The 13,290-nt window shown below is 39.3% G+C and carries 17 protein-coding genes; 13 read left to right on the top strand and 4 right to left on the bottom strand.

Translation table 11 applies throughout. The features are described from left to right. Positions 1-37: 37 nt before the first annotated feature. Positions 38-964, top strand: a complete 927-nt coding sequence (locus ACLPIE_RS03360) for a LysR family transcriptional regulator (protein ID WP_430259647.1) — start codon at positions 38-40, stop codon at positions 962-964. Positions 965-1,092: 128 nt separating this feature from the next. Beyond that, complete coding sequence (locus ACLPIE_RS03355; protein WP_430259645.1) at positions 1,093-1,629, top strand: metallophosphoesterase; 537 nt, start codon at positions 1,093-1,095, stop codon at positions 1,627-1,629. On the opposite strand, the gene ACLPIE_RS03350 is transcribed toward ACLPIE_RS03355, so the two are convergent. Together ACLPIE_RS03350 and ACLPIE_RS03345 are read right to left on the bottom strand one after the other, a co-directional pair. Continuing rightward, complete coding sequence (locus tag ACLPIE_RS03350; protein WP_430259643.1) at positions 1,626-1,745, bottom strand: hypothetical protein; 120 nt, start codon at positions 1,743-1,745, stop codon at positions 1,626-1,628. The genes ACLPIE_RS03355 and ACLPIE_RS03350 overlap by 4 nt on opposite strands. Positions 1,746-1,935: 190 nt before the next feature. Further along, positions 1,936-2,421: a MarR family winged helix-turn-helix transcriptional regulator gene (locus ACLPIE_RS03345; protein ID WP_430259641.1), complete on the bottom strand. Its 486-nt coding sequence runs from the start codon at positions 2,419-2,421 to the stop codon at positions 1,936-1,938. 84 nt (positions 2,422-2,505) lie between these two features. Here ACLPIE_RS03345 and ACLPIE_RS03340 point away from each other — a divergent pair, with 84 nt between their 5' ends. From ACLPIE_RS03340 to ACLPIE_RS03325, 4 genes are all read left to right on the top strand, one after another. Continuing rightward, the gene (locus ACLPIE_RS03340; RefSeq protein ID WP_430259639.1) at positions 2,506-3,378 is read left to right on the top strand and encodes an EamA family transporter; all 873 of its coding nucleotides are present in this window, start codon (positions 2,506-2,508) and stop codon (positions 3,376-3,378) included. A gap of 196 nt (positions 3,379-3,574) precedes the next feature. After that, a complete protein-coding gene (gene alkB, locus ACLPIE_RS03335) occupies positions 3,575-4,210 on the top strand; it encodes a DNA oxidative demethylase AlkB (RefSeq protein WP_430259637.1) in 636 nt (211 codons plus the stop codon). A 173-nt stretch (positions 4,211-4,383) separates the two neighbouring features. After that, positions 4,384-5,409: a threonine aldolase family protein gene (locus ACLPIE_RS03330; protein WP_430259636.1), complete on the top strand. Its 1,026-nt coding sequence runs from the start codon at positions 4,384-4,386 to the stop codon at positions 5,407-5,409. A 183-nt stretch (positions 5,410-5,592) separates the two neighbouring features. Then, complete coding sequence (locus ACLPIE_RS03325; RefSeq protein WP_430259634.1) at positions 5,593-6,192, top strand: DUF4184 family protein; 600 nt, start codon at positions 5,593-5,595, stop codon at positions 6,190-6,192. A 148-nt stretch (positions 6,193-6,340) separates the two neighbouring features. Here the strand turns inward: ACLPIE_RS03325 and ACLPIE_RS03320 are convergent, their stop codons facing one another. Continuing rightward, on the bottom strand, positions 6,341-6,922 hold the full coding sequence (locus ACLPIE_RS03320; protein WP_430259632.1) for a TetR/AcrR family transcriptional regulator: 582 nt from the start codon (positions 6,920-6,922) through the stop codon (positions 6,341-6,343). 109 nt (positions 6,923-7,031) lie between these two features. On the opposite strand from ACLPIE_RS03320, the gene ACLPIE_RS03315 reads away from it, so the two are divergent. From ACLPIE_RS03315 to ACLPIE_RS03305, 3 genes are all read left to right on the top strand, one after another. Then, the gene (locus tag ACLPIE_RS03315; RefSeq protein WP_430259631.1) at positions 7,032-8,249 is read left to right on the top strand and encodes an MFS transporter; all 1,218 of its coding nucleotides are present in this window, start codon (positions 7,032-7,034) and stop codon (positions 8,247-8,249) included. 64 nt (positions 8,250-8,313) lie between these two features. After that, positions 8,314-8,808: a GNAT family N-acetyltransferase gene (locus ACLPIE_RS03310; protein ID WP_430259629.1), complete on the top strand. Its 495-nt coding sequence runs from the start codon at positions 8,314-8,316 to the stop codon at positions 8,806-8,808. Positions 8,809-8,969: 161 nt separating this feature from the next. Further along, positions 8,970-9,431: a YaiI/YqxD family protein gene (locus tag ACLPIE_RS03305; protein ID WP_430259627.1), complete on the top strand. Its 462-nt coding sequence runs from the start codon at positions 8,970-8,972 to the stop codon at positions 9,429-9,431. Positions 9,432-9,488: 57 nt separating this feature from the next. Here ACLPIE_RS03305 and mnmH read toward each other — a convergent pair whose 3' ends face one another. After that, positions 9,489-10,577, bottom strand: coding sequence for a tRNA 2-selenouridine(34) synthase MnmH (gene mnmH / locus ACLPIE_RS03300; RefSeq protein ID WP_430259625.1), 1,089 nt, complete (start codon positions 10,575-10,577; stop codon positions 9,489-9,491). Between the two features lie 158 nt (positions 10,578-10,735). Between mnmH and ACLPIE_RS03295 the strand changes: the two genes are divergently transcribed. The 4 genes from ACLPIE_RS03295 to ACLPIE_RS03280 all read left to right on the top strand — a co-directional run bounded on the left by ACLPIE_RS03295 (position 10,736) and on the right by ACLPIE_RS03280 (position 13,126). Next, the gene (locus ACLPIE_RS03295; protein WP_430259623.1) at positions 10,736-10,999 is read left to right on the top strand and encodes a YjbD family protein; all 264 of its coding nucleotides are present in this window, start codon (positions 10,736-10,738) and stop codon (positions 10,997-10,999) included. Between the two features lie 163 nt (positions 11,000-11,162). Further along, positions 11,163-11,696 (top strand): beta/gamma crystallin-related protein, encoded by a 534-nt coding sequence (locus tag ACLPIE_RS03290; protein ID WP_430259621.1) that lies wholly within the window; start codon positions 11,163-11,165, stop codon positions 11,694-11,696. A gap of 179 nt (positions 11,697-11,875) precedes the next feature. Next, the gene (locus tag ACLPIE_RS03285) at positions 11,876-12,574 is read left to right on the top strand and encodes a DUF3592 domain-containing protein (protein WP_430259619.1); all 699 of its coding nucleotides are present in this window, start codon (positions 11,876-11,878) and stop codon (positions 12,572-12,574) included. A gap of 309 nt (positions 12,575-12,883) precedes the next feature. Beyond that, positions 12,884-13,126, top strand: coding sequence for a HigA family addiction module antitoxin (locus ACLPIE_RS03280; protein ID WP_430259617.1), 243 nt, complete (start codon positions 12,884-12,886; stop codon positions 13,124-13,126). Positions 13,127-13,290 lie beyond the last annotated feature (164 nt).

The raw sequence follows: 13,290 nt of genomic DNA, 5'->3' as shown, positions 1-13,290 counted from the left end.
ATAAATAACCTATTCGTAGCAACATTAGGGAACAATCGTGGCCAATTCGACAGAGTTATTGATGGATAACTTGATTGATTTAAAAGTTTTTGCAGATGTTGTAGAAACTCATAGTTTTACGCAATCAGCCGAAAGACTTTCATTATCACGTTCAGCTGTTGGTAAGTGCATTGCGCGTTTAGAAGGGCGTTTACAGACGCGTTTACTGCATCGAACCACTCGCAGTATTCATTTAAGCGATGAAGGTCAGGTTGTGTATGAGTCTGTCGTAAAAATATTGAAAGAAATTGAAAATGTTGAAAATATTCTAAGTCAAGGGCAACAACAACCAAAAGGATTATTGAGATTGACGGTGCCCGTTGTATTTGGCAAACGTTTTATTATGCCAATTGTAAAAATCTATCTAGACCGTTGGGCGGATGTTGAGGTGGATATTGATTTTAATGATGATTATTGCGACATAATCAGGGATGGGTTTGATGTTGCTATTCGAATTGGAGGCAATGATGATAATCGGTTAGTTCGAAAAGTATTAGCCCCGCACCGATTAATAACGTGTGCTACACCTCAGTATCTGCAAAAGCAGGGGATACCAGAGAATCTGCATGAATTACAACGGCATGACCTACTCGTTTTTCGTCATAGAGGGCATAATGTTCTTTGGCAATTTAATACTCATCTCGGCCTACAAACATGCAACCCTAAAGGGCGCTTAGTTTTAAATGATACAGAAGCGATTCTAACAGCGGCAATGGAAGGACAAGGGATATGCCAATTAGGGGCTTTTTTGGTGAGTAAAGAAATTAAAAGTGGGCATTTAGTCCCTGTACTCGATAATTTTTCCAAAATGGCTTCACCTATTTGTGCATTGTATCCAACAAAGCAGTTCCTGCCTCCCAAGGTTAGGGAATTTTTAGCATTATTTGATGAATTTTGGCAAGGTAAAGCCATTTGGGAACAATAAATAACAGACAATCGAGTTGTTTTTTCAGTCAATTCTGTACACAAATTAAAAATCGTTGCGATATGATAGGAAAATGAGTAACAGGTTTTCTCGAATATAATGATTGTTAATAGATTTTTAGGTTTTATATGATTTACTTTATTTCAGATACGCATTTTTGCCACTCAAATATTATTAACTTGTGTGATCGCCCTTTCAAAAGCACTAGCCACATGAACGACACATTAATCCATAACTGGAATGCTTATGTGACAGATCATGATGAGATTTACATTTTAGGGGATTTTTTATACAAGGGAAATGGGGCTGATGCCAATAAGATATTACGCCGCTTAGCGGGTAAAAAATACCTTATCCGTGGGAACCACGATAAATTTTTAGATGATCCTGAGTTTGACTCATCCTTATTTGAATGGGTGAGAAGTTATTATGAATTGGAATATCAAAAGCAAAAAATAGTATTATTTCATTACCCAATATTGGAATGGCAGGGCTTTTTCCGTGATGCCATTCACCTATATGGTCACGTCCATAATTCAGGAAAAGATCCTGAACAACGTAAACGATTAGACGTTTTAGGACCCCGTGCAATTAATGTGGGTGTCGATGTGAATGATTTCTTTCCCATCAGTATCAAAACGGTTTTAAAAAGGGCGAATGTCTAATTATCTTTTTTAGCGTATAAATAAGCTGAGGCTCTAGAATTACGAAGGTAGTGGGCCACGGTCTCCATCGATTTTTTCATATCTAACAAACGTTCGTTACGTAAGGTCTCAATCAAATTTTTACGTTAATCCGCTTTTAATCTACTAAAGTGAATTTTAACTTATGAGATCTGCTGAAAGGCCAAACAGTTCAATGTCATCATAGTTGTATAAACACAACCTTGATCTCCACCTTTGAAGATTTAGGTACGCTTTGAGCACTTAAAATTGCCATTGCCTTTTCAAATTAAGCTAATGATATTGAGGCTAAGATTCTAAAGACGTTAAGAATGTGCGCAATAGTTGGTTGAGAGCTTGTTGTTCCTGCTCTGATAAACAGGCGATTAACCTAGCTTGGTTTTGGGTATGTACTTCAACGACTTGGTTTATTAGCGCCAGACCTTCAGGCGTGAGTGAGACTAAAAAACCGCGTCCATCTTCAGGGTTGGTATGGCGGCTAACCAGTCCCGCTTTTTCCAACTGGTCAATTCGGTTCGTCATAGTTCCTGATGTCACCATCAGCGTGGCTAACATTTCCCCAGGGCTGAGTGTGTAAGGGGGGCCCGAGCGCCGTAAAGTAGCCAGCACATCAAAACTTGATCGGTTAAGACCAAATTTTGCAAACACTTTTTCCATCTCGCGATTAAGATGATGAGCTACATTGCCTAATCGGCCAATTAGCCCCATCGGGCTAATATCCAGATCAGGGCGTTCTTTTGCCCATTGTTGAGTGATTTTATCTATTCTATCCATAGGCAGATAATGACCATTAATTATCTTGACGTCAAGGTAAAATAAAACTATCTTGACCTCAAGATAAATGACAAGGATCAAATTATGGATCGTTATACCGTTTTAGGACTCACGGCTTTAGCCCCGATTGTTTGGGGAAGCACTTATTTAGTGACGACAGAAATGTTGCCAGCAGGAGTACCTTTAACACTGGCAATGCTACGGGCGCTACCTGCGGGGCTACTATTAATATTGTTTTTACGTAAGTTACCACAAGGGATCTGGTGGCTACGAGTGGTCATTTTGGGTGCACTAAATTTTTCAGTGTTTTGGTGGTTGTTGTTTATTGCGGCGTACCGTCTGCCCGGTGGTGTTGCTGCAACAGTTGGGGCAGTTCAGCCGCTGGTGGTACTGTTTCTAAGCCGCTGCTTACTCAATAACCGCTTATCATTTGTGTCTATTATCGCTTCGGTCACGGGGATATTCGGTGTTGCCATTCTATTATTAACCCCGAGTGCGGCATTGGATACACTGGGTATCGTCGCGGGTTTAGCGGGTGCTTTTTCTATGGCGGCAGGAACGGTATTAAGTCGTCGTTGGCAACCACCAGTAAATGCATTAACTTTCACATCATGGCAATTAACGGCAGGAGGGTTGATATTGTTACCTTTTGCTCTGTGGTTTGAGCCTGCTTTACCGCAGCTGACGACTTTGAACATTGTCGGTTTAGGTTATTTGACGTTGATTGGCGGGGCGGTGACATATGCGTTATGGTTCCGTGGGCTTGCGATATTAGGGCCAAGCGCTGTGGCTTCATTAGGCTTTTTAAGTCCGGTTAGTGCCGTGATCCTCGGATGGTTCTATCTTAATCAGCAATTAAGCCCGTTGCAGTTTATTGGCATGTTGGTGATTTTATTGAGCGTTTGGGCAAGTCAGCGGGCTGAAACGAAGAAAGTTATATTTGCTCATCAAAACTAAAGAGTCATTTAACCGTTGTTTGATATGGACTTACACGCAAAGGTTTGTCTAGCTCTAATTTTGAGTGATTGAATCTATGACTTCTCATGCAGTTGAATCACACATTTTCTGAGGCTAGCTTTTAATTCAACGGATGATGAGTAACAATCTCCAACATGCTAAGATTATTATCATTTAATCATACAAAGCGGCCGATATGTTATTCTCTGATGAAGAAAACACCATTCAAATTGCGCCTGATGCCTACTTATTAAAAGGTTTTTTACTGAGGCATAGTAATACCCTGTTACCCGCTTTAGCTGAGGTCATCAAAGCAAGTCCATTAAGGCACATGGCAACACCTAACGGTTACCAAATGTCAGTTGCCATGACCAACAGCGGGGAGTGGGGATGGGTAACCGACCAACAAGGTTATCGATACAGTAAACGTGACCCTGTCACTAATTTACTTTGGCCTGCAATGCCGTCTATTTTTCGTCAACTCGCTGTTTCTGCGGCAAAAACAGCAGGATTTGAGGACTTTGAACCAGATGCCTGCTTAATTAATCGTTATGCAGTGGGAAGCAAACTTTCTTTGCATCAAGACAAAGACGAAGCCGACTTTTCTCATCCTATTGTTTCCTTTTCCCTTGGGCTACCTGCGATATTTGATTTTGGGGGAAATACTCGGGAAGCACCTAAAATAGCCATCAGCTTGGAACACGGTGACGTTATCGTTTGGGGAGGCCGTTCTCGCTTAAATTTTCATGGCATAAGAACAATTAAAGCAGGACAACATCCGTTGTTAGGCCCTTATCGATTTAATTTGACATTCAGACGCTCTCAAGCCTAATCCCTGTTCGTTATAGTCTTCCAACGATATGTTCTAGCAGCAGAAAAGTGACTGCATATTTAGCTTTTGTATATTTAAGAATGAGGGAACAAAAAATATTATTGAATAAAGAATTAGATACACCTATAAATAATGCCTATAAATAGATATGGATAGGAATAATAGGTGAGTAAATGTATAGCTTTTTAAATGATTATAATGAAATTGCCCATCCGGTTGTCATGGATACCTTGAATAATTTAGTAGGGAAACGCTTTAAAGGTTATGGAACTGACGAAGTATGTGAGCGAGTCGCTCAGCAAGTTAAAACGCGTATTAGCCAACCTAATGCTGCTGTGCATTTTTTCAATGGTGGAACCATCACTAACCTAACGGTTATCTCTCATATTTTACGCCCACACCAAGCGGTGATTGCCGTAGATAGTGGCCATGTGGCAACACACGAAACAGGCGCCATTGAAGCAACGGGCCACAAAGTTATAACTGTGAGTTCGGCATCAGGTAAATTAACGCCGGAACACATTACTAAAGTGTTGGCAGAGAATAATGATGAACACACGGTGCAGCCTAAACTCGTTTATATCAGTAATTCAACAGAAATTGGCACCGTTTATCGTAAGCAAGAGCTCGTGGCATTGCGTGAGGTCTGCGACACTCATGGGTTATTGTTGTTTATGGATGGTGCTCGTTTAGCGTCAGGTTTGATGTCTAAAGCCAGTGACTTAACCATAGAAGACGTGGCCAAATTAACCGATGTTTTTTACATTGGCGGCACTAAAATTGGAGCACTAACGGGTGAAATTTTGGTCATTTTAAACCCTGCACTAAAAGCCGATTTTCGTTTTAGCATTAAGCAAAAAGGGGGGCTGCAAGCGAAAGGCTGGTTACTAGCCGCTCAGTTTGAACCGCTATTTAATAATGACCTTTACTTCAAACTGGGTAGCCATATCAATGAGATGGCGACTCAGATAGCCCAGTATTTTGCAGGCAACGGCTTTGATTTTCTTGCACCAGTTGAGTCGAATCAAATTTTTGTCATCCTACCAAATGACCTTGCTAAAAAATTATTAGCGCATTATCAGCTCAATGTTATTTGTCAACCCACGCCCGACACAACCTGCGTGCGTTTTTGTACATCATGGTCAACCACTCAACAAGATGTCGACAAACTGCAGCAAGTATTTAATTCATTAAGTTAATTATGAGTATTCTACTAATCGGTAACATTTATCGGTTAGTATCTCTCAGTGAGTATTTAGGGGCTACAAAGGAAAAATCTACGTTCCCAGCGTAGGTTCCCTATTTACGATTTCTCGCATAGACTGACGCATTACTATTTATCATGATGATGGCTAATTTTCTAACGTAGTGAGCCATTTACCATGCCTTGGACTTTTTCTCATCCTGCGGTTGTTTTTCCTATCAAGCAAAGCAAATACGGGCGCTTTCTAAGTTTACCGGCTTTGATTTTAGGCAGTCTAAGTCCTGATTTATTTTATTCTGTGGCTTGGTATGATGCTGCATCGACGGCTCATGAATGGTTAGGGTGGTTATATACCGGCTTGCCGCTGTGCTTGTTGATATTTTTTATCACGCAAAAGACAGCATTTTTCTTACAGTATGCAGTACCATTTTCGATAAAAAGTAAATTTAGTTATTCTTTTCGTCATATCACCGTCCTTCTGGCTTCTTTTTATATAGGTGCTGCAACACACATTGTTTGGGATTCCTTTACGCATGAATCAGGGGCAATGGTAAGGCAATTGGATTTTTTGCAGCTGGGTGTTTTCAATATGACGGATACCCAAGAAATTGCAATTTACAAGTTATTACAACATCTTGGCTCATTATTGGGATTGCTTTATTTATTGTTTAAGTATTGGCAGTATCACCGTAATCAATTAATTATTATACAAAAACAGAATTTACTAAAATTAAAAGCTTTGCTCGTTATAGCTATAATTTCTGTTGTCTGTGCATAGCCTGTAGCATATCGGTTCGCAACAAATTTTAACCGCTTTGTTTACTTAGAGCTGACCTTGATGGTGCCTTTTTTCTTTGGCGCTGTACTATTATTCGCTTTAGTAAAATATAAACGACGTGAAAGAAAGGATCTCGGTTAACTTATTATTACTTCACTAATAACCCAGCGAGTATTTTATCAATAGCATCAATACTTTTTTGTAGGCGCTTTTGGCTGTCACCTTGTGAAATCCAATAAGCTGCCTCAGCTAAACCGCCGTTAATTAGGAAGGCGAGGGCTTGAGTATCAACATCCCCAATAATTTCTTTTTCAACTAATTCACGCAGCAAAACATCAATTTGCTCTGTACATTGTAGGTTTGATTTTACTAAAAAATCCCCTAAAACGGCTTTTGCATCTCGCAAAATTATTTGCTGATATTCGGGCTCTAATGCCATTTCTAAATAAGCATGGCAACGTTGGCAAAAACCTTCCCATTGACCAATGGAATGCTCTGTAATGGCCTGCAGTCGTGCATTCATTTGTGTGTCAACTTGCTCAACGACCGCAGCAAATAGACCTTTTTTATCACCAAAATGATGATAAAGCGCCCCGCGAGTTAAATTGATACTGGCAGCGACCTCATCCATAGATGTTTCGGCATAACCTAAGCGGCAAAAATAATCACGAGCCGTTACTAAAAGAGCTGCGCGGGTTTCTGCCATTTGTGCTTGTGTTCTTCTCGCCATAAAACCTCTTACATACAGTTCGTATAATTATTTACATTCACTGTGTATGATTATATCATAATTATACATACCCATTGTATGTATAATAAAATTAATATCGGAGAAAGCCATGTTGAGTCGTTATCATGCACTGTTTAAAGCCAAGGGAAGTCCACGTTTTGCGATAGCGGGACTGTTGGCTCGTTTATCACTCCCTATGATGGGAATTGGCATAATCACGATGTTAGCGCAATTAAAAGGCAGCTATACCTTAGCGGGGTTGGTTTCCGCGACTTTTGTTCTGACTTATGCCTTGCTATCGCCTCAAGTTTCCCGCCTAGTGGATAAATATGGTCAATTTCGGGTATTGCCTGTAGTGACGGTGATCAGCGTATTAGGTGTCGTGATCATCATTACCACGACCTGGTTTTCGTTACCCGATATAGGGCTATTCATTGGGGCGTTATTGGCTGGTGCGATGCCAAGTATGTCTGCAATGGTAAGAGCGAGGTGGACAACGCTTTATAAAGGGAAACCGATATTACAAACCGCATACTCTTTAGAGACGGTATTTGATGATGCAACCTTTATTATTGGTCCGCCTTTATCGGTAGGGATCACTGTCGCACTGTTTCCACAAGCAGGTTTATTGGTTGCTTCTATTTTATTAGTGATTGGTGTTGTGTTATTTGTACAACAGCGTGGTACAGAACCTCCCATTAGTGAAAATGAAGTCACGGTTACAGCGAATAAAACGATTATAACCATGCCGAGCTTGCAAATATTGATCGTCTTAATGATTGCGCTCGGGGTGATTGTCGGTAGTGTTGATATATTGAGCGTGACATTGGCACAGTTACAGCAGCAGCCAGCGATGGCAAGTTTAGTACTTTCGGCTTATGCCGTCGGTTCCTGTGCAATGGGGGTTATTTTTGGGACGTTAACCTTTAAAGCATCATTATCACGCTTGCTGTTTGTGAGCGGGTTAATGACGTTTTTATCCATTATTCCTATTTGGTGGGTTGCTGGCGTTTATTCGTTATCTTTAGTGGTGTTTATTTCAGGCTTGTTCTTTGCGCCGACAATGATTATTGCCATGTCATTGGTGGAAAAAATAGTACCAGAAAATAGATTAACGGAAGGAATGACATGGTTGTTGGCAGGGTTAAATATTGGGGTCGCCATTGGCGCCATGTTGACTGGGAAAATGGTTGATACTTATGGGGTTCATGCAGGCTATATGGTTGCGATTGGGGGCGGGATTTGGGTGGTGATTTCTACCACATTAAGCCATTTGCAAGCAGGTAAGCGACACAATGCTTCAGTAGAATGGGAAGAATACCCTTAAAACCCACGTAAAATAGGCAAAGACAATGTTAAAATAAGCAAAACAAGCATAATAAGGATGTAAAATGAATTCTCCTATTTTTCGAACGGCAACACTTCATGATGTTGACCATTGCTATGCCATTGAAATCGGCTCCTATGAAGGGGATGAGGCAGCGACAAGAGAAAAAATTGCTACGCGGATCGCTCAGTATCCAGAAGGCTTTCTCTGTATGGAAATAGCGGGTGAAGTGATTGGCTTCATTAACGCAGGGTGCGCTTGGGATGTTGTGATGTCCGATGAAGCGTTTAAAGAATTAATTGGTCATGATGCAGAGGCCCCTAACGTTGTGATTATGTCTGTCGTGGTACACCCTAAATACCAAGGAAAAGGCTATTCTTCTTTATTGATGAAAGCATTCATTGACTCAATGCGGAAAATGAATAAGAAAACTATTCATTTAATGTGCAAGGAACGTCATATTGATTTATATAAACATTTTGGCTATCAGTATGTTAAACCATCAGAATCAGATCACGGTGGAATGGTCTGGCATGAAATGGTGATGGAATTAGCATAAAATGGATGTTTATCTGGAAAAGGTATTTTCTTGTATTTGTAAACCAGCTTGGGTTACTTATTTTAAACGTTAAGAATATGTCTATAAAACTATCTACACGGCTTTTTGCCTTTGTCTGTTATGATAGTTAACATGATATTTTTATTATTTTGGATACAATAATGGTGATCTGGGTTGATGCGGATGCATGTCCTAAAGTGATTAAAGAAGTTTTATACCGTGCGGCAGAGAGAGAAAATGTGCAAGTCACTTTTGTTGCCAATCAGCGTTTAACAGTCCCCCCATCACGGTTTATAAAGACGCTACAAGTTCCTGCGGGGTTTGATGTTGCTGATAACGAAATTGTATTACGTGCGCAAACCAATGATTTGGTGATCACTGCGGATATTCCATTAGCTGCAGAAGTCATGGAGAAGGGCGCAAATGCCTTAAACCCACGAGGTGAGCGTTATAGTGAGGCGACTATCCGTGAGCGCCTAAACATCCGTGATTTTATGGATACGATGAGGGCAAGTGGCGTGCAAACCGGGGGCCCTGCTAGTCTAAGCCAACGTGATAGGCAGCAATTTGCCAATGAGTTAGACAAATGGCTATTGCAGCGTAAGAAAAACCTAATGTCTTAATCCTCGACAACATAATGGCCTTAACACAAGAGCGTTAGGCCATCGAGGAAAAAAGAGTTAATAATTCACCAGCCAATGTTCAATTTCTTGATAAGTACCTTGAAATAGGATGCGTTGTTGTTTTTTGGCTAATTGATAACGATACATGGGGTCATAATACTCGTTTAATAATGGGCATAGCCAAGAATAGTGTACGCGCGTTTCCCCAGTTTTTTCTTGTTCAGTAAGTGCAACATCGAGTAAACGAGTCAGTTCAATAGTACGTTGTGAACCTAATCGTTTACGGATCGCAAAAAGCCCATGATGCAAATATTCCTTATATTCTAGCCAACCTTTTTCTTCGCCAAAATAACCGACAAACTCTTGTATCATACGGTCAAAATACTCGGATTTTAGCCTCTCAAGTCGTAAATCAAATGGATCTTCAATAACGACAATAGCGGCGTTTTCCATTTGAGCTCGTAATACACTCGGCAGGCTATTAGTACCAATGGCTCGCCCTTCATCCTCTAATACCCAGCGGTGGTGATTTTCCGCTTTTTTTAACAATGTAACTGCAAGGTGGTTTTCAAACGTGGCTTGGGGAAATTGTGGTTGTAATGTTCGACCAAAAGATGAGCCACGATGGTGCGCAATACCCTCTAAATCAATACCATCCGCTAAATGATGAACAAGGGTTGTTTTACCGTTACCGGTGCATCCGCCTACTAAAATAATAGGGCGTTGAGTCAATTCATTAATGGCGTCAATAGCTGCTTGACGGAGTGCTTTATACCCACCTGAAATTAAAGGATATTCGATCCCAACCTCTTTGAGCCAAGATTGAACAATATGAGATCGCATACCACCTCGAGCACAGCAGATATAGCCAGATGTATGTTGCTGACAAGTATTTACCCAAGCGGCAATACGCTCTAATTTGTTATTTCCACTAACAAGTTTATGTCCTAATTCAACCGCCTTTTTAGAACCTTCTTGCTTATAGCAAGTCCCAACGGCAGCACGTTCATCATCATTCATTAAAGGAAGGTTAATGGCTGCGGGCATCGATCCTTGCTGAAATTCAACAGGAGCACGAACATCAATCAATGGGGTATCAGTAGCTAATATTTGACGTATATTTTGAGAAGAGGGCACTAATTCCATAATAAGCAGAATAATCTTTAAAGTTGCAATGAGTCTTACTATACTCCTAAACCCGTCATTTGGCATCTTATGTTAAGTTTATAAAGCGCGATAGTACTTGGCTAAATAAAAGTGTTATATTGGTTTTGGATATTTCAATGTGGATAAGGGGTAATACGATGAAAATGCTAACCATTCAAGAGATGACCGACACTCAAAAAATGCAAGTTCGCAGTAGACTCGCCCAAGAAAGAAAAAAACTGGGTCGTGAACTTACTAAATCTGAAGAGAGTAAAGTCAAAAAATTAGCGATTGCTGAAGTATCTAAAGAGGCTGATAAACAAGCAAAAAAACAACGAGCACAAAAGAGAAAAGATAAATTAGTACCAAGTGACGAAACGTATAGCTGGTCTTCTGCAAATCATACGCGAGGATATCGTTAATTTCCTTACAAAATGCCGAATGCGAATTAGTCGTTTTTTTGGGACAAGTAAATAAGCCAAGTAAAAGCTATTAATTTGATTTTTAATAAGAATATTCTACTGGTTATTTTAGTGAAGACATCGTAATTTGACGCAATTCAACCTTCAATCAGATGCCTTCAAAATGAAAAAATTAATACTATTATTAGTGTTGTTCTGTGGATTTGCGGTGGCCAAACCAAGCTATCATAGCAACTATTCACGCAATGATACTATTCCAGTATATATTTGTGCATTATCACCTTTTTCTGAATTTTATGCGGAAGTAGGCATATCGGAGCAAGTTGCGAGGCAAAAAGCGGCTCGCCGTTGTGAGTTAGAGCGAGGACAACGCAGTATTTTTTGTAAAGCCAAAGATGCAAAATGCAGTAGTAGTAAGTTATCGTTCAATGACCAGCAATATATTGAAGATAGTATCGTTGTTTTCACCAAATCGTGGCAAAAAGGGGACTATCTTGAAGTGTCGGACGATATCCCATATTTATCACGCTATCATTTCTCAGATAAAATATCTTCTTTTATTATCCCTGATGGTTGGATAGTTCGTTTTTACGAAGGGGATAATTATACAGATAAATACCATACCGAGACCGGAGGTTCACATAATACCTTAGGTTACAAAGAGAAAACGCGCTCAATAAAAATCATTAGTCGCTGATCAAAAATGGTAATCTCAGGAAAGCCAGTTTTGCTTTTTTATGTTTTTGTTAGGATTAATACCTATCAGAGTCGAAGTAAGTAATCTTAAATATCGCCTTAATATTATAATTAATTTAAGTTAATTATGATTTACACCATAATAATAGAGAAAGAAAAATTAACTAAAGGAATATAAGGGTGAGAAATAAAAATATCATATTAGGCGTTTTTTTAGTGGTTGGAATTTTGTTTTTATTGGGAACAGTACTAACACTTTATTCGGGTGTGAGTAAGGTGAATAAGGGGATTGAAACGGTAGGAATTATTATTGACCTGGATGTTAGTATTTCGGATGATAAATCAAAAAGTTATTTTCCAATCATTGAATTCACTACACAAGATAATCAAAAAATCGAGTTTCGTTCCTCGATGGGTGGTAGCAGCTATCGTGGCACTATAGGACAACCTATTGATGTACTATATGACCCAGAAAAACCCCATGATGCAGTGATTAATTCATTATTTGGTATTTATGGTTTAAGTATTATTTTTGGTATTTTTGGGGGGATATTTACGCTAATTGGTGGTATTCCGTTTGCTTTTGGTATGGTGCGTAAAAAGAAAAATGCACGCTTACTGCGTGAAGGCACCCCAATTCAAGTGAAAATCACTGGAATTGAAAAAAATACGATGATCCAAATAAATAAAAAATCTCCATATCAAATTATAGCGGATGTTCATGATAAAAGCATTAATACCATCAAACGCTACAAGAGTGATAATATTTATTTTGACCCGACACCTTATATTGATCGTGAAAACGTCACGATTTACATCGATAAGAACAATGCTAATAAATATTATATGGATGTAAGTTTTCTACCCAAAATAAAATAGTGAACAGTGACCGTTTTAAACCACCTTTAAGCGACTAGGGGATTGTCTTTTATACATAAGTCCTTCACATGATGTGAGGGACTTTTTTTGAACTAAATGACTAAACACGATTGGAGAGGTAGTTTTAAACGATGGATTAAGCCATTAAATTCTATTTAACATAATATGCATTATGCGAACCTAGGTATAAAATGAAGAAATCCAGCATTCTGGCTGGCTAATTGTGTTGCTTCATTTAGGCTCTAAATCGATGTTTTTTCCATCATCTGCTATCATTAGCTCAATCTTAGATCGTCATGGTAAGTTCAAATGAAAATGCATAACCCGCCACACGTTGGCGAACTCATCAGCGAAACCTTAATTGAATCAAATATTGATATCGCCACATTCGCTAACATGCTGAATGCTGAGCTGTCTTTTACTCAACAGCTCATTAGTGGTCAAATCAAACTTAATGTCGAATTAGCTGAAAAATTATCTTCACAACTTGGAAGCTCACCAAATTTTTGGTTGAACATTCAAAATAGGTACATAGATCATTTGTCAAAATAAGTCGCTTTACTTTTCTTTTGTCTTCGACCGTCTAGCTTATTAATTGTTGAATGTAACGTTAAAAAAAAGTCTAACAGGAGGCGCAAGCGCAGTACCTCAAAAATTAAGAAGTCCCCCCTATTTTTCGGCGGTTAACCATAAGTAAAATATATAAATAAAATTAT

The sequence above is a fragment of the Providencia sp. Me31A genome (genome assembly GCF_050487165.1).
Taxonomy (GTDB): domain Bacteria; phylum Pseudomonadota; class Gammaproteobacteria; order Enterobacterales; family Enterobacteriaceae; genus Providencia.
Note: the sequence above shows the minus strand (reverse complement) of the source record. Positions and strands in the feature narration are given on the sequence as shown.